16 protein-coding genes are annotated in these 15,752 nt (G+C 65.5%); 10 read left to right on the forward strand and 6 right to left on the reverse strand.

The genetic code is table 11. The features are described from left to right. From AC1DRP_RS25140 to AC1DRP_RS25170, 7 genes are all read left to right on the forward strand, one after another. Positions 1 to 761: transporter substrate-binding domain-containing protein (locus tag AC1DRP_RS25140; RefSeq protein ID WP_476769861.1), on the forward strand; the 761-nt coding region annotated here is incomplete at its 5' end. Continuing rightward, complete coding sequence (locus AC1DRP_RS25145; protein WP_476769876.1) at positions 758 to 1,462, forward strand: amino acid ABC transporter ATP-binding protein; 705 nt, start codon at positions 758 to 760, stop codon at positions 1,460 to 1,462. The genes AC1DRP_RS25140 and AC1DRP_RS25145, both read left to right, overlap by 4 nt. Positions 1,463 to 1,475: 13 nt before the next feature. Further along, positions 1,476 to 1,751: a Gfo/Idh/MocA family oxidoreductase gene (locus AC1DRP_RS25150; protein ID WP_476769862.1), complete on the forward strand. Its 276-nt coding sequence runs from the start codon at positions 1,476 to 1,478 to the stop codon at positions 1,749 to 1,751. A gap of 11 nt (positions 1,752 to 1,762) precedes the next feature. Next, a complete protein-coding gene (locus AC1DRP_RS25155) occupies positions 1,763 to 2,374 on the forward strand; it encodes a Gfo/Idh/MocA family protein (RefSeq protein WP_476769863.1) in 612 nt (203 codons plus the stop codon). Positions 2,375 to 2,389: 15 nt separating this feature from the next. Continuing rightward, the gene (locus AC1DRP_RS25160) at positions 2,390 to 3,238 is read left to right on the forward strand and encodes a shikimate dehydrogenase family protein (RefSeq protein ID WP_476769864.1); all 849 of its coding nucleotides are present in this window, start codon (positions 2,390 to 2,392) and stop codon (positions 3,236 to 3,238) included. Beyond that, positions 3,235 to 5,142 (forward strand): bifunctional sugar phosphate isomerase/epimerase/4-hydroxyphenylpyruvate dioxygenase family protein, encoded by a 1,908-nt coding sequence (locus tag AC1DRP_RS25165; RefSeq protein ID WP_476769865.1) that lies wholly within the window; start codon positions 3,235 to 3,237, stop codon positions 5,140 to 5,142. The genes AC1DRP_RS25160 and AC1DRP_RS25165 overlap by 4 nt, the downstream gene beginning before the upstream one ends. Positions 5,143 to 5,152: 10 nt before the next feature. Next, a complete protein-coding gene (locus AC1DRP_RS25170; RefSeq protein ID WP_476769866.1) occupies positions 5,153 to 5,983 on the forward strand; it encodes a 3-oxoadipate:acetyl-CoA acetyltransferase in 831 nt (276 codons plus the stop codon). 223 nt (positions 5,984 to 6,206) lie between these two features. Here the strand turns inward: AC1DRP_RS25170 and AC1DRP_RS25175 are convergent, their stop codons facing one another. Both AC1DRP_RS25175 and AC1DRP_RS25180 read right to left on the reverse strand, forming a co-directional pair. Then, on the reverse strand, positions 6,207 to 7,304 hold the full coding sequence (locus AC1DRP_RS25175) for a pyridoxal phosphate-dependent aminotransferase (protein ID WP_476769867.1): 1,098 nt from the start codon (positions 7,302 to 7,304) through the stop codon (positions 6,207 to 6,209). Between the two features lie 35 nt (positions 7,305 to 7,339). Beyond that, a complete protein-coding gene (locus AC1DRP_RS25180) occupies positions 7,340 to 8,350 on the reverse strand; it encodes an amino acid ABC transporter substrate-binding protein (protein WP_441489923.1) in 1,011 nt (336 codons plus the stop codon). A 200-nt stretch (positions 8,351 to 8,550) separates the two neighbouring features. Between AC1DRP_RS25180 and AC1DRP_RS25185 the strand changes: the two genes are divergently transcribed. Genes AC1DRP_RS25185 through AC1DRP_RS25195 form a run of 3 tightly spaced genes read left to right on the forward strand, consistent with a single transcriptional unit; the run spans position 8,551 to position 11,234 of the window. After that, positions 8,551 to 9,351, forward strand: coding sequence for an HpcH/HpaI aldolase family protein (locus tag AC1DRP_RS25185; protein ID WP_441508029.1), 801 nt, complete (start codon positions 8,551 to 8,553; stop codon positions 9,349 to 9,351). A gap of 16 nt (positions 9,352 to 9,367) precedes the next feature. Then, positions 9,368 to 10,282 (forward strand): cupin domain-containing protein, encoded by a 915-nt coding sequence (locus AC1DRP_RS25190; RefSeq protein ID WP_441508030.1) that lies wholly within the window; start codon positions 9,368 to 9,370, stop codon positions 10,280 to 10,282. A 10-nt stretch (positions 10,283 to 10,292) separates the two neighbouring features. After that, complete coding sequence (locus tag AC1DRP_RS25195) at positions 10,293 to 11,234, forward strand: DUF6282 family protein (RefSeq protein ID WP_476769868.1); 942 nt, start codon at positions 10,293 to 10,295, stop codon at positions 11,232 to 11,234. Between the two features lie 67 nt (positions 11,235 to 11,301). On the opposite strand, the gene AC1DRP_RS25200 is transcribed toward AC1DRP_RS25195, so the two are convergent. The 4 genes from AC1DRP_RS25200 to AC1DRP_RS25215 form a co-directional block, all read right to left on the reverse strand. Then, positions 11,302 to 12,285: a Bug family tripartite tricarboxylate transporter substrate binding protein gene (locus AC1DRP_RS25200; RefSeq protein ID WP_441478970.1), complete on the reverse strand. Its 984-nt coding sequence runs from the start codon at positions 12,283 to 12,285 to the stop codon at positions 11,302 to 11,304. Between the two features lie 95 nt (positions 12,286 to 12,380). Further along, entirely contained in the window at positions 12,381 to 13,184 is an 804-nt protein-coding gene (locus AC1DRP_RS25205) for a DNA-binding transcriptional regulator (protein ID WP_162767941.1), read from the reverse strand. 101 nt (positions 13,185 to 13,285) lie between these two features. Next, positions 13,286 to 14,269 carry an NAD(P)H-quinone oxidoreductase gene (locus AC1DRP_RS25210; protein ID WP_441508032.1) on the reverse strand — a complete coding sequence of 328 codons (984 nt, stop codon included), beginning with the start codon at positions 14,267 to 14,269 and terminating at the stop codon, positions 13,286 to 13,288. Continuing rightward, on the reverse strand, positions 14,269 to 15,678 hold the full coding sequence (locus AC1DRP_RS25215; RefSeq protein WP_476769869.1) for a fumarate hydratase: 1,410 nt from the start codon (positions 15,676 to 15,678) through the stop codon (positions 14,269 to 14,271). The genes AC1DRP_RS25210 and AC1DRP_RS25215 overlap by 1 nt, the downstream gene beginning before the upstream one ends. Positions 15,679 to 15,752 lie beyond the last annotated feature (74 nt).

The following is a 15,752-nucleotide window of genomic DNA, read 5'->3' on the forward strand; positions in this document are numbered from 1 at the left end:
TGCTGCGGCCTGCGCTGGCGGTGACGCCGGCGGAGATCAAGGCGAAGGGCAAGCTGGTCGTGGGCATCCAGGGCGACAATCCGCCCTGGGGCTTCGTCACCAGCGCCGGCAAGCAGGATGGGCTGGATGCCGATATCGCGGCGCTSTTCGGCAAGGAGCTCGGCGTCCCCGTCGAGTTCGTGCCGCTCGAGGTCAATAACCGCATCCCGGCCCTGACCACGGGGCGCGTCGATGTGCTGTTTGCGACSATGGCGATGCTGCCCGAACGGGCCAAGGTGGTGCAGTTCAGCAAGCCCTATGTCGCCAACACGATCGTGCTGATCGGGCCGAAATCGGCGGTGATCAAGACSAAYGAGGACATGGCGAAGTTCACYATYGGCGTGGCCAAGGGCGCAGCCCAGGATACCCAGGTCACCAAGAACGCGCCGGCCAGCACGACGATCCGGCGCTAYGACGGYGATGCCCCCAGCATCCAGGCGCTGGTCTCGGGCCAGGTCCAGGCGCTYGGCGGYAACATCTTCTACATCCAGCGTATCGAGCAGGCCCGGCCGGGCGAATTCGARAACAARCTCGAATTCCAGAACCTCTACAACGGCGCCTGCACCCGGCAGGGCGAGAAGGAGATCAACGCCGCCCTCAACGCCTTCATCGACAAGATCAGGGCCAATGGCGAGCTCCAGAAAGTCTACGACAAGTGGATGAAGGTTCCCGTCCACAAGTTCCCCGACAGCCTCGAAGGCATCTCCTTCTCCGCAAGCTGAGCGCGGAGTTCAAGGCCTTGACCGACATCAACCTGTCGGTCCGCCAGGGCGAGAAGATCGTCCTGTGCGGGCCGTCAGGTTCGGGAAAATCGACCCTGATCCGTTGCATCAACCATCTCGAACCCTACCAGAAGGGCGAGATCCGTGTCGGTGGGACGGTTCTCAGCGATGATTCCAGGATCATCGATGCCGTTCGCCGCGAGGTTGGAATGGTGTTTCAGCATTTCAACCTGTTTCCGCATCTGACGGTGCTGGAGAACTGCATGCTGGCGCCGATGCGTTCGCTTCGCGCCAGCAAGGCGCAGGCCGAAGCCACGGCAAGACGCCTGCTCGGCCGGGTCAAGATCGCCGAACAGGCGGAAAAATATCCGGCCCAGCTCTCCGGCGGACAGCAGCAGCGCGTCGCGATCGCGCGGGCCCTGTGCATGCAGCCGAAGGTCATGCTGTTCGACGAGCCGACCTCGGCGCTCGACCCGGAAATGGTCAAGGAGGTGCTCGACACCATGATCGGGCTCGCCGAGGAGGGCATGACGATGATCTGCGTCACCCACGAGATGGGRTTTGCGCGCCAGGTCGCCGACCGCGTGATCTTCATGGCGAGCGGTGCGATCGTCGAAGAAGCGCCGCCGGCTGCGTTCTTCACCAATCCGCGCCACGAGCGCACCCGGCAGTTCCTCGGCGAGATCCTGCACAATCACTGAGGAGGAGGCCGGCATGGCCGATCTGCAATCGATGCCACTGCGTCTCGGTGTCCTCGGTGCGGCGAATATCGCACGCAGCTTTGCGAGTGGTGTCGCGCCGTCGAGGACTGTCACGGTCGCTGCCGTCGCCAGCCGCGATGCCGGGAAGGCCGAACGCTTTGCGATGGAATGCGGCATTCCGCATTTTCATGGCTCCTATGAAGCCTTGCTGGCCGATCCGGAGATCGACGCGATCTACAATCCGCTGCCGTCGAGGCCTATCCCTACCGCGCACAAGCCCAGACGCTGAAACTGCGCGAATTGCTCAACGCGGGCGCGATCGGCAAGGTTCAGCTCATCCGATCGAGTTTTGGCGTCGCCTTCTCCGACCCGGCGAATATCCGCCTGAAGCCCGAAGTCGGCGGTGGCGCCCTTCTCGACGCGGGCAGCTATGCCGTCAGCCTGGCGCTTCTCGTCGCAGGCGCGCGGCCCGAGCGCGTCAGCGCGACGGCGCGCTGGAGCGAAACCGGCGTCGATCGCARCGTTGCGGCCACGCTGGAATTTCCGAGCGGAGCGCTTGCGCAGATCTCGTGCAGCTTTGCCACGGCCTATCACCGCCACGCCCTGATCGCAGGAGATGCCGGAACGATCGAGACGACCTATCTCAACCATCCCCCACTCGGGGGGCCGCCGGTGCTCACGATCCGGCGTGGTACGACCGTCCAGACMGCTCCCGAGACCATCGAGGTTGCGCCCGGCAATGGGTTCCTTGCGGAAGCGGAGTCGTTCGAGCGGCTGGTGCGGCAAGGACCCGAGCACTGGACCGGCGCGACCCTGGCGGAATCCATCGATATCGCGGTGACGCTGGATGCGATCCTGGCCAGCGCCCGGTCGGGCGCAGCCGTCAGCGTCGCTGCYGAGATCAACACCTAGGAAGGCCAGTTCGTCATGATCCGCGGCACGACGAAACTCATCGCCCATCTCGGCTATCCGACCGAGAGCTTCAAGGCGCCGATGATCTACAACCCGTATTTCGAGCGAGAAGGGATCGACGCCGTCGTGGTGCCGATGGGCTGCAAGGCGGATGACTATCCGGCTTTCCTCAGGCTCTTCTTCAGGCTCTCCAACGCTCACGGCGCCCTTATCACCATGCCGCACAAGGTGACGACGACCGCGCTGGTCGACGAGGTGCAAACCACGGCCGCGATTGCAGGAGCCTGCAATGCCGTGCGGCTTGATGTCGATGGCCGGCTGGTCGGCGACATGTTCGACGGCGAGGGCTTCGTGCGCGGTGTGCTGGGCAAGGGCCGTGTGCTCAAGGGCGCGCGTGCGCTCGTCGTCGGCGCCGGCGGCGTCGGCTCGGCCATCGCCGCCTCGCTCGCCAAGGCAGGCGTCGCGGCACTCGGCCTGTTCGATACCCATGCGCCTCTGGCGAACGGCCTCGCTGACAGGCTTCGCAAGCACTATCCGCAACTGGTCGTCACTGTCGGCTCGAACGATCCGGCCGGGTTCGCGATCCTGGTCAATGCGACGCCGCTCGGCATGAAGGCAGGCGATCCCTTGCCGATGGATGTCGCGCGCATCGCGCCTTCGGCCTTTGTCGGGGAAGTGGTGATGAAGCAGGAGATCACTCCCTTCCTGGCCGCTGTTCGCGCCCGCGGCTGCGCATTCCAGATCGGTGTCGACATGTTGTTCGAGCAGATCCCGGCCTATCTCGAGTTCTTCGGATTCCCCACCACGACATCGGAGGACCTGCGCTCGGTCGCACAGCTCGGCTACGAGGAGACGCGCTCATGATCCCTTCCATCGCCACCGTCTGCGTCTCCGGTACGCTTCAGGAGAAGCTCGAGGCCATTTCGGCTGCCGGTTTTCGTGCCGTCGAGATCTTTGAGAACGACCTGATCGCCTTCCCGGGCTCGCCGACAGAGGTGCGCCGGATCTGCGGCGATCTCGGGCTCGCGATCGTGACCTGCCAGCCGTTTCGCGATTTCGAAGGCATGCCCGATGCGCGGCGGGGGCGGACATTCGACCGGGCGGAACGGAAATTCGACCTCCTGCAGGAGCTTGGGACCGACCTGCTCTTCGTCTGCTCGAGTGTCTCGCCCGAGGGCTTGAGCGGCATCGACAGGCTCGCCGGCGATTTCGCCGAGCTTGGCGAGCGGGCCGCCAAACGAGGGTTGCGCGTCGGCTATGAGGCGCTGGCCTGGGGGCGTCATGTCGTCGACTATCGCGATGCCTGGGAAATCGTGCGCCGGGCCGGCCGCGACAATGTCGGCATCATCCTCGACAGCTTCCACATCCTCTCGCGCGGGCTCGATCCCGCCAGCATCGGCACCATCCCGCGCGACCGGATCTTCATGGTGCAGATGGCGGATGCCCCCAAGCTGCAGATGGATCATCTCTCCTGGAGCCGCCACTGGCGCTGCCTGCCGGGGCAGGGCGATCTCGATCTTGCTGCCTTCATGAGGGCGCTCGCGTCGACTGGCTATGACGGCGTCCTGTCGCTCGAGATCTTCAACGACCGATTCCGGGCCGGCTCTGCCCGCTCGGTGGCGCTCGACGGCCATCGGTCGTTGCTCTGGCTGCTCGACGAGACGGCACGGGAGCTCGGCCGGCCGGTGCCCGGCGCGGTCGCAATGCCGGCGCCTGAGCCTGTCGAAGCGGTCGAGTTCATCGAGTTCGCCATCGCCGAGGCCGAGCGGCCGGGCTTCCAGAGCCTTCTGAGCGCGCTCGGATTCAGCCGCGTCGGCGCGCATCGCTCCAAGGATGTCGATCTCTGGAGCCAGGGCGATATCCGCATCGTGCTCAACAGCGATATCGACGGTTTCGCCCATAGCTACCAGATCACGCATGGGACCTCGGTCTGCGCGATCGCGCTGAGGGTTGCAGATGCGGGCGCGGCCACAGAACGCGCGACGGCCCTGCTCGATGTGCCTCATGCCGGCGCGGTCGGGCCAGGCGAACTCGACATCCCGGCCGTGCGCGGCCTTGGCGGCAGCCTGCTCTATTTCCTGGATCAGTCTTCCGCCCTTGGACGCTGGTCGCAGGTGGATTTCGAGCCCACCGGCGCGAATGGCTCAAGCGCCGGATTGGTGGGGGTCGATCACATCTCGCAGAGCATGCAGTATGAGGAAATGCTGACCTGGCTGCTGTTCTACTCGTCGCTGTTCAAGACAACGAAGACGCCGAGCCAGGCGGTGATCGATCCAGGGGGCGTCGTCCAGAGCCAGGTCATCGAGAGCGGGCTGGATGGTCAGGCCGGCCATGGCCTGAGACTCATTCTCAACGGCTCGCAAAGCCACCGGACGCTGTCGGCCCGCTTCATCACCGATTTCTTCGGCTCCGGCGTGCAACATATCGCCTTCGCCACGAATGATATTCGGGCGACCGTCGAACGGTTGGTGGCCAATGGCGTCGCCATGCTGCCGATTCCGGAGAACTATTACGATGACCTCGAAGCGCGGTCCGATCTGCCTCCCGAGGAGATCGATGCGCTGAAGGCGCTCAACATTCTCTACGACCGCGATGCCGGCGGCGATTTCTGGCAGGCCTATACCGCGACGCTCGATGGCGGGTTGTTCTTCGAGATCGTCCAGCGCAATGGCTATGGTGGCTATGGTGCGGCCAATGCGGGCATCCGCCTGACCGCGCAGGCGCGTCTGTCCCGCCCGATCACCGTTCCCGCGCCCACGCATGCATGAAGGCGCTGCCATGACCACACCCTGCATCATTACTGTCGCGATCACCGGCTCGCTGCCGACCAAGCGCGACAATCCCGCCGTTCCGATCACGATTGCCGAGCAGGTCGAGTCGACGCAGGAGGCCTTCGAGGCGGGGGCGACGCTGGCGCATTGCCATGTCCGCACCGACGAGGGCACGCCGACCTCCGACCCTGAGCGCTTTGGCCGCCTGCTCGAGGGGCTGCGCAAACATTGCCCGGGCATCATCGTGCAGCTCTCCACCGGAGGGCGCTCTGGGGCGGGCAGGGAACGCGGGGGCATGATCCCGCTCAAGCCGGACATGTGCTCGCTTTCGACAGGCTCATGCAATTTTCCGACGCGGGTCTATGAGAACAGCCCGGATCTCGTCGACTGGCTGGCGGCGGAGATGCTGACCCACGGCGTCAAGCCGGAGATCGAAGCCTTCGATCTCTCGATGATCTTCAAGGCTGCCGAGATGGGTATCGCGGGCGCGATCAAGGGACCCCTGCATGTCCAGTTCGTGATGGGCGTGAAGAACGCGATGCCGGTCGATCGCGCTGCGTTCGAATTCTACATCGCGACATTGAAGCGGCTGGCGCCCGACGCGACCTGGACGGGCGCCGGAATCGGGCGCGACCAGATCACGCTGAACCGCTGGTCACTCGAACTCGGCGGTCACTGCCGGACCGGGCTGGAGGACAATGTCCGCCTCGATCGCGACACGCTCGCGCCGTCCAATGCCGCCCTCGTGAAGCGCATCGCCGAGATGGCTGGCAGCTACGACCGCCACGTGGCATCGGTCGCAGAGGCGCGGGGGCTGCTGTCGCTGCCGACTGTGTGAGGCCGCGGCCATTCAAGCTCCAGGTTGATGCTCCACGGCGTGGGGCGGAGCAGCATGTGTTTGCCCCAGGGCAGCATCGCGGTGGCCGAAGAAGGGCGCGGTAATCGACCATGGCGAAGCACCAGCTCACCATGCGCGCGTCGGCTCCAGCCACGCCGGAGCGCTGCAGCGCGAAGCGGCGCCTGCCGGGCGCCGCCAGGAACAATGAAACGCTTGCGTTCGGTCAGCCGACGGCCCGCTTCAGCACCGCGACCAAGGCAGCCATCTCATCCCTTGCGCCGATCGAAATGCGCAGGGCTCCCTGTGTACCGGGGACATCGAACATCATGATGTGGATGTTTGCCGCCTTCAGCGCCGAGAAGAATTCGGCGGCCGGTGCGGGCGTGAGGACCGCCAGGAAATTAGCCGCGCTGGGCAAGGCCACGAAGCCAAGATCCTTCAACTGGTCCGCGAGCCAGTCGCGGCCGTCCGCGGTCCTGCTGAGCAGGTCGGTGAGATAGGCGGGCTCCTTCAAAGCCGCTTCGGCTCCCGCCAACGCCACGGCGTTGACGCTGAAATTGGTGCGGATCTTGCGATAGGCATCAGCCAGCGCCGGTGAGCCGACGATGCCGTATCCGACGCGGATGCCGGCAAGACCGAATGCCTTCGAGAAGGTGCGCGTCGAGATCCAGGGGCCGCTGCGGCGGCGCAGGATGGCGAGCACGTCGGGCCCGCCGGCATGATGGCCGAACTCGAAATAGGCCTCGTCGAAATGCAGCAGGGCATGATCCGGGACGCCGGCGACGAGTTGCTCCACATCGGCCTCGTCGAGCATGCCGCCGGTCGGGTTATGCGGCGAGGCGACGAAGACGAGGCGTGTCCGGTCGGTGATGGCGCCCAGGGTGCCCACGACGTCGACGAGGCCATCGCGCCGGTTCGGAACAGATACGAGCTTTGCGCCGCGCATCGCGGCGCCCTTGGCATAGGCTGGAAAGCCAGGATGCGGCGCCACCGCCTCGTCGTCCGCGTCGAGGGCCAATTCGGCGCTGGCGAAGAGGAGTTCGTTCGAGCCGGCCCCCAGCACGATCTGTGCTGGCGGTACGGCAAGGCGCGAAGCCAGCGCTTCGATCAGCGAGGCGCCGTCATGATCGGGGTAGCGGTTCACCTGGCCGGTGGCGGCGCACATCGCCGCCACGACGCTCGGAGCGGGGGGCTCCGAGGACTCGTTGAGATGCAAGCTGACCGGCGGCGGTGCTCCCTTAATGGGAGCGGGGGTGCGGCGCGCCGGGACGTTCTGCAGGCGTGCGATACGCGGAACCGGGATGATGGTGGGGGTCGACACAGCTTTCTCCGTAGTGGGCGCGGCAACGCGGATGGTCAGCGTACCGGCGGCGAATATTGCAGACCGCCCTTGCTCCAGAGATTGTTCAGCCCGCGCGCGATCCCCAACCGCGAGCCCGCGCCGACATTGCGGTCGTGGGATTCGCCGTAATTGCCGACCTGCTTGACGATCTGCATCGCCCAATCGTTCTTCAGGCCCATTGGCTCGCCGAACTTGCCCTCGCTGCCAAGCAGCCGGCGCACCTCGGGGGAACCGGAGGCGGCGAGCTGGTCGGCATTGGCCGAGCTGACGCCAAGCTCTTCCGCAGCAACCATCGCAAAATAGGACCAGCGCACGATGCTGTTCCAGGCCTCGTCGCCCTGCCTCACGACTGGCCCGAGCGGCTCTTTGGAGATCAGTTCGGGCAGGATCACGAATTCTGCCGGGTTGACCAGCTTCAGCCTGTAGGCCGACAGCGCCGAGACGTCGTTGCTGAAGACGTCGCAGCGTCCCGACTCGAAGGCCTTGGCGGCCTGATCGCCCGATTCAAAGCTGACGGACTCGTACTTCATCCCATTCGCGCGAAAGAAGTCGGCGATGTTCAGTTCCGTGGTCGTACCGGTCGGCACGCAGACCGACGCACCGCCAAGCTCCTTGGCGGAGCCCGCATTGAGCGACTTGCGGATCATGAAGCCCTGGCCGTCATAGTAGTTGATCCCGGCGAAGCGCAGACCGAGTTGCGTGTCGCGCGAGAGCGTCCAGGTCGCCTGGCGGGAGAGCACGTCGATTTCGCCGCTCTGCAGCGAGACGAACCTGTCCTTCGGGCTGAGGGGGATGAACTTGACCTTGCTTGCGTCGCCCAATGTGGCGGCGGCGACGGCCCGGCACAGGTCGACATCGAATCCGGTCCAGCGACCGGCCTCGTCCGGGACGGAGAAGCCCGCCACACCCGGGCTGACGCCGCAGAGCAGCTGACCGCGCTCGCGGACCTTTTCGAGTGTGCCGGCCTGGGCGGAAACCGCCAGCGCCAGAGTGAAGCCCAAGGCCGTGGTCAAGCGAGCGTGCATGTGATGGTCCTCCCCATTTGTCTGTGGTGGTGGGCGATCCATCGGCCGACCACAACGAGGTTCTTTGTTCGTTTCATTGCTTGAAACGACGGGCGCCGCACACGCCATTTCACAATGCGAAATGCGCGGAGATCGCCATGCTGCGCCGGTGCCGGATGCGATGATGGCGCATCCCAGCCGCTCGATCCCGTGCCGAGTCCATGCAGAACACGCCCTACAATTCCTTCCGGCGCCGCTTGCTCGATCGCGAGTCCTTGATCGGCAGCTTCATCAAGACACCGACCGGCCACGCCATCGAGATCCTCGGCGCAGTCGGCTTCGACTTCGTCGTCATCGACCAGGAGCATGCCCCCTTCGATAGGGGCTCTACCGATGTGGCGCTTCTCGCGGCCCGGGCCGCCGGGGTCGCCGGGGTCGTGCGTGTTCCGGTGCTTTCGCATGACGCGATCCTGTCGGTCCTGGATTGCGGCGCAGTCGGTGTCCTGGCGCCGCATGTCTCGAGTGTCGCGCAGGCCCGTATCCTTGCTGCCGCCTGCCGCTATCGGGGCGGTGCGCGCGGATTTTCGGGCGTGACCCGGGCCGGCGGTTACGGCGCCTTGAAGATGTGGAACCATGTTGATGCGGCCGACGCCGCCACGGCCGCCATCGCGATGATCGAGGATCCCGCTGCACTCGAGGAGATCGACGCGATCCTCGCCGTCGATGGGCTCGACGCCGTCTTCATTGGCCGCGGCGACCTTACGGTTGCTTTCGGTGCGCCGACACGGGACGCGCCTGTGGTCCGCGATGCGGTGGACAGGATCATCGCCGCAGCGAAACGGGCGAACAAGCCGGTCTGCGTCATGACCGACGACGCCGATGAGGCCGCCGATTTTGCCGAGCGCGGTGCAAGCGCCTTCATCGTCTCGTCCGACCAGGGCTTCCTGAGGAAGGCGGCCGGCCACGCGTTCAGCGAGATGTCGGCGATGAAAACCCGTGCTTCTCAGGCTGCAGTCGGCTGAACTGGAGAGATTCTCGATGTTCCACCCCACCGACCCCCGCGCCAAACTCGCGACCGGGGCGCCTGCCAAGGCTTCGCCCGTTTCGTCCTATGCCGGCGCGGATTATGCGCGCTTCTATGCGCAGGAGCCGCAGGAGGCCGGGTCCGATGCCCGCACTTGGATCGCGCGCGGGCAGAATTTCATCGTCGCTTATTCGGAGGTGCGCGCGGGGGCGAGTCTGGCGCGCATCGGCCATCCGGATGAGTATTGCGTGATCCTGCCGGACGCTGCCATGGGCGCGTCGCTCTCTGCCCGCGGGGAGAGCCTCGCCTCGCCGGGCTCATCCATCCTGTTCGTGCCGCCCGGAGATTCCGAGGTCACGGCAGCCAGTGATGGCCGCGTCATCCGGATCTTCTCCACTGCTGCGACCGATCTGGCGGCAGCCTGTTCCAATGCCTCGTCCTATGCCGAACCGCACGCCAATGTCGCGCTCCTGGAGCCTTGGCCCGAGCCGCGCGGTGGCTGGAAACTGCGGCGCTACAGCCTGGAAGGCGAGGGGGGCGAGAGCCGCTTCGGCCGGATTTTTCGCTGCACGACGCTGATGGTGAACGTGCTCGACCCGCGGCTCGGGCTGCGCGACATCACCAAGCTCTCGCCGCATCACCATGACGATTTCGAGCAGGGCTCACTCGTCATCGACGGCGCCTACATCCACGATATCCGCTGGCCCTGGACGCCGGATATGAGGATCTGGCGCGAGGACGAGCACGAGTTGATGGCGGCTCCGTCGCTGACGGTCATCCCGCCGCCTTCGATCCACACGTCCCGGTCGGTGCTGCCCGGCCTGAACCAGATGATCGACATCTTCTCACCGCCACGCATGGATTTCTCGGAAAAGCCCGGTTGGGTGATCAACGCCGCAGATTATCCAATGCCCGGCGAAACGCCCTGAGGACTTCAGCATGCTTCTCGACAAGGCCCCCCAAACCGACCGTGCCCGGCAGGTCGCGGATCTGCTCGTCGGTGCGGTCGATCTGCACTGTCACAGCGGCCCCRCCGCGATGCCGCGCATCCTCGACCATCATGAGGCCATGCTCGACGCTGCCTCCGCGAAGTTCCGCGCGCTTGTCTACAAGGACCATTTCTACCTCGGCACCTCGCATGCCGTGATGTTGGAGAAGCTCTTCCCCGACAATGGCTTGAAGCTGTTTTCCGGCGTGGCGCTGAACAATGCCTCGGGCGGGTTCAATCCGCATGCCGTCGACCATTGCATCAAGATCGGCGGCAAGATCGTCTGGTTGCCGACCCTCTCGGCCGCGAACCATATCGCGGTCCTGGCGTCAGGCGCCGTCAAGACCTTCCCCAAGACCGCAGGGAAGATGCTGGATGCGCTGCCGCTCACCGCACTCGATGCGAGCGGCACGGTGACGGACGCGGTCAAGCAGATCCTCGACCTGATTGCCGAGGGGGACATCGTTCTCGCGGGCGGCCACCTCCATGCCTCTGAACTCCACCTCGTGTTCGAGGAAGCGCGTGCGCGCGGCGTCCGCAAGATGATCGTCAACCACCCGACCTATATCGTGGGCTGCACGGATGCCGACATCCGCCAGCTCGTTTCGCTCGGTGCCTATATGGAGCACTCGATCTGCATGTTCGTCGAAGGGCGCTCGAAGAAATACGAGATGTCCGACCTCGCTCATCTGATCGAGGTCGCCGGTGTCGAACGCACCCTGCTGTGCTCCGATCTCGGCTTGCTCGGTTCGCCACGCCCGGTCGATGGCTACCGCGAGATCGTCGGTGGGCTGCTCGACCTGCAATTCGCGGAGAAGGACATCAGGACCATGATCGGCGGACATGCGGCGGCATTGCTGAATCTCGACGACGTTTCGCCGGGCGCTGTCTGATCCCGAGCATGCAAAAACCCCGGGTGAGCGGTAGCGCTCACCCGGGGTTTTTCTTTGCGGCGAAGGTTTAGTCGAGGGCGATCGCAGCCGTGCGGATGACCTCGCTCCATTTGGCGATTTCCTGCGCCTGGGCTTTCCGGACGACGTCCGGTCCGCCGCCGAGCGAGCGCACGCCGATCGGATCGAGCTTCGCGCGGCCCTCCGCGCTCAGCACATAATCGTTCACGATCGTGCTGATCCGGCGTGAGATCGGCTCGGGAAGGCCCTTGGGACCAACGATCGCATACCAGGAGGAGGCGTTGACTCCCGTCAGTCCCGCTTCCGACAGGGTCGGCACATCGGGCAGTTGCGGCGCCCGCTCTTCGGCCGTGACTGCGAGTGCGCGGATGGCTCCGGATTTCACATGTGGAATATAGGGCGGAAGGAAATCGACGGCGACATTGACGATTCCTGCGAGGAGATCGGTCGCAAGCGGCGCAGAACCGCGATAGGGCACATGGGTCATCTGGAAACCGCCCTTGCGCTGGATCAGTTCGCCGGCGATGTGCCCCATCAGGCCGAAGCCCGGGCTTCCGAATGTGAGCTTGCCCGGATTGGCTTTGCCGTAGGCGATCAGCTCGGACAGTGTCTTGACTGGCAGGGAAGGGTGCGTCGCCACCACAACCTGCACATCTCCGATCATGGCGATCGGCTCGAAATCGACGAGCGGGTCGAAGCTGAGTGTCTTGTAGAGCAGCTTGTTGGTGACGAGCGGCCCAGACGAGGAGACGAACAGCGTATGCCCGTCGGGGGCGGCGCGCACGACGCTGGCCGCGGCGAGGTTTCCGCCGGCACCAGGTTTGTTTTCGACGATGAAACCTTGCCCCAGCTCTGCGCGGAGCCTCTCCGCGAGCAGGCGGGCCACGACATCGGTGGCCGCGCCGGCCGGGAAGGGCACGATGATGGTCACCGGCCGGGCCGGCCAGCTCTGACCGAGCGCGCCCCGCGTGCTCGCCAGAGCACCGAGGCCGACGAGCGACGCCGCGAACGCGCGGCGAGAATACAATGACATGGTGGCTGTTCCTCCGGAGCGGCAACCGATCGTTCGGCGCGGTTGTGCCCCGGAACTATGCGCGGCTTCCTGGCGACGGAGGTTGGGAAGGCGGCCTATTTCTCATCCTGAAACGCGACGCCCATTGATTGCGACAGCGCCTTGAGTTGCGTCTCGATGCTTGCCGCCGCCTTCTTCAGGGGATGGATGATCCGCGCGCGATCATCGGGCGTCGCCACGACGGACCGGAAGAAGGTGACGCCGAAGGTCGCGAGCACGCGCTCGCCCAGCATGATGGGAACGGCAATCGTCGCAGACGTGCGCGGCTCGACGGCAGGGTCGCGCTCGGTGTAACCGCGCCAGCGTGCCTGGGCGATCAGCCGTTCCAACTCCTCGTCGCCGAGGCCGCTGTTCTCGGGGTCCGGGGAAGCCAGCATTGCAGAGCGCACGATCGTGCGCTCCTCTTCGGGACAGAATGCGAGATAGGCCCGCCCGAGCGCGCGCCCTCCCAGGCTCAGCCGATGGCCGAGGGTTGCGTGGAACGGGGAAATCGGGCTGTCGGGAATGGTGCTGAAACGCACGATCACGGCGTCGTAGTCGAGGACACAGACGGCGCAGGGCCATTTGATTTGCCGGGTAAGGGCCGTCGCCCAGGGGCGCGCGGCCTCGATCACCATCGGCGCACCGTGGAAGCCGGCGCTCAGCCGGTTCACACCGGAAGTCACCTGATACCCCCGCACACGGCTGTCGCGCATGACATAGCCGGTGGCGATGAGCGTTTCGAGGAGCCGGACGATCGTCGGCTTGGGCAGGCCGGTTCGCCGGTGGAGATCGCCAACCGTCGCCAATCCGCTGCGGTTGATTTCGGCGAGAAGGTCGAGCGCCTTGACGACGGACTGGACGGGAGTGAACGAGGGCAAGAGGCGGTCCCAGCCAGACGGATTGTTATGCGTGATGCTGGGGCACCCGCCTGCTCGACGCCAAGGAGACCTGCTGCCCGAAGCGATGTCAAACGCTGGTGTCAGCCATCGAGCGTGAGGACGACCTTGCCCACCTGTTCGCCGGCGTCCATCAGGGCATGGGCCTCCCGTACATCGCGCCAGTCGAAGGTTGCGCAGATGTGGTTGCGAATACGCCTGCTCTCGAGCAACGGCCAGACATGGGCGACGAGCTCCGACGCGATCCGCCCCTTATAGGCGGCAGGACGCGGGCGCAGGGTCGAACCGGTCAGGGTCAGGCGACGCCGGACGATGTTGCGGACATTGACTTCCGCCATCTGGCCGAGATGGCTGGCGATCAGCACGACGCGGCCGTCGGGCGCAAGCAGCTGCAGCTGCTTCTCGGTGTAGGGGCCGGCCTGCGCGTCGAGCGCGACGTCGACCTGCTCTGCGCCGATTGCCGCAACAATCTCGGCCGCCCAGTCCTCGCGATAATTCACTGCGTGATCGGCGCCGATCTCCCGGCAGATGTCGAGCTTCGCGGCTGTCCCTGCCGTTGCGATCACGCGGGCCTGCCGCAAGCTCTTGGCGATCTGGATCGCTGCCATGCCGACGCCGCTGGTGCCGCCTTGCACGAGCAGCGTTTCACCTTCCGCGAGCCGTCCAAGCCAGATCACATTGTTCCAGGCGGTGAAGAAGGCCTCGGGCAGTGCCGCAGCTTCGGTGAAGCTCGCTCCCTTCGGCATGGGCATGCACTGAACCGCGGGCACGGCGCAGAGCTCGGCATATCCGCCGCCATTGGCGAGCGCGCAGACTGCGTCACCCGCCCTGGGCCATTCCACCTCCGCGCCGACGGCTTCGACGATGCCTGCAACGTCGAGGCCAGGCAGGTCGGTCGCGCCGGGCGGTGGCGGATAGAGCCCGCGCCGCTGCTGCACATCCGGGCGGTTCACGGCCGCGGCCCGGACCCGGATGAGGACGTCATTGGGGCCAAGCGCAGGGGACGCGCGCTCGCAAAAGGCCAGCACCTCCGGCCCACCGGGCCGGGTGATCTCGATCGCTTGCATCAGTGTTGCTCGTCGACGGGGGAGATGGGAGCCCGCAGGGCCTGCAGGATCTCCGGCAGGCGCGCCTGGGCGGAGGTCATCAGGCGCTCATAGATGGAGTTGCCATGGGCATCGATCGCAACCGTCACCGGTCCGAATCCTCCCAGCCTGACGCGGTTCAGCCGGAACTGCATGATCAGGTCGTTCCAGGCGCTGTCGAGGACCTCTTCGACGCCTTCGCTGAGCAGCGCCGACGCGCCACCGACGAAGGAGAAATAGACGCAGCCGACCTCGCGCATGGCGTCAGCGCTTTCGCGTGACAATCCGCCCTTGCCGCCGACGGAGGTCAGGCCGAGCTCCCGGATCAAGGTAGGCATCAGGCCGTTGAAGCGGCTCGAGGTCGTTGGATTGACATAATGGAGGCGTCCCGGCCTGCCATCCACTTCGTCATAGCTGACGCCCATATGGAAGAATGCGCTGCCCCGCATCGGTGTCGGCATCTCGCGACCGGCCGCCACCTCGGACACCATGCGCTTCTGCGTGGGCATGCCGACTGTCGCCACCGCGTCGCCATCGAGCAGGAAGAGATCGCCCAGCTTCAGAGGCGTCCGCCGGTTGATCCAGCAATTGAAGGAGACTGCGACAGGGGTGAAACCGTGGCCTGACGCGTACTCGACATGCACACCGAAGGTCGTGGTCGAGCCGCCGACGCCCATTGGCCCGAAACCGGTCTGGTTGACCGCCCTTGTCAGGCGCTCCTCCATATCGGCAACCATCGGCTCCGGATTATGGTGGCCGAATGGCCGCAGCGTCGCGTCCTTGGAGAGCTTGGCGGCATGGTCGAAGGTGCCACCGATACCGACGCCGATCACCACGGGAGGGCAGTGCTGACCGCCGGCACGCATGACCATCTCGAGGATGCAGCGTTCGATCTCATCGAGGCTCGGGCTGACCAGCGTCTCGATCGCAGCCCAGCGGCCTCCGCCGAGCGCCTTCGGCGCGCAGGTGATATCCATGTAGTCGACATCGCCAAGCAGGTCATAGGAGACCAGCGGCATGTCCTTGCCCTTGTAGCTGCGCTCATTCGTCAGCGGATTGGTGACGAAGCGCAGGATCGGCGGCTGGATCGTCTGGACGAGGTGCTCGAAGCCATCGACGATGGCCTGGCGGATGTCGCCTCGCATCTGGACACCCGATCCGATCTTCACGGCATAGCTCGGAACCCCTGCATCCGAGCACAGGAAGCGCTCGGTCCGCTCCGCCGTTTCCGCACTGTCGAGCATGAAGGCCAGCGTCTTGCGTGCATGGGGCACGGTCTCGGTCTCGACCGCATTACGCAGGGCGCTCTTCGATGTCTCCGGGATCCGGCGCAGCGACCAGTCATAGAGATTGGCCGTGACCTCCTTCACCAGATCATATGTTATCGCCATGCGCCGCTGCCCAGTTCACCTCTGCCCAACCTAGCGGGCCGGGACGGGGGGATGGTTCAAAGCGCCGGCGTTTC

The organism is Allobosea sp. 01N443 (assembly GCF_056399325.1).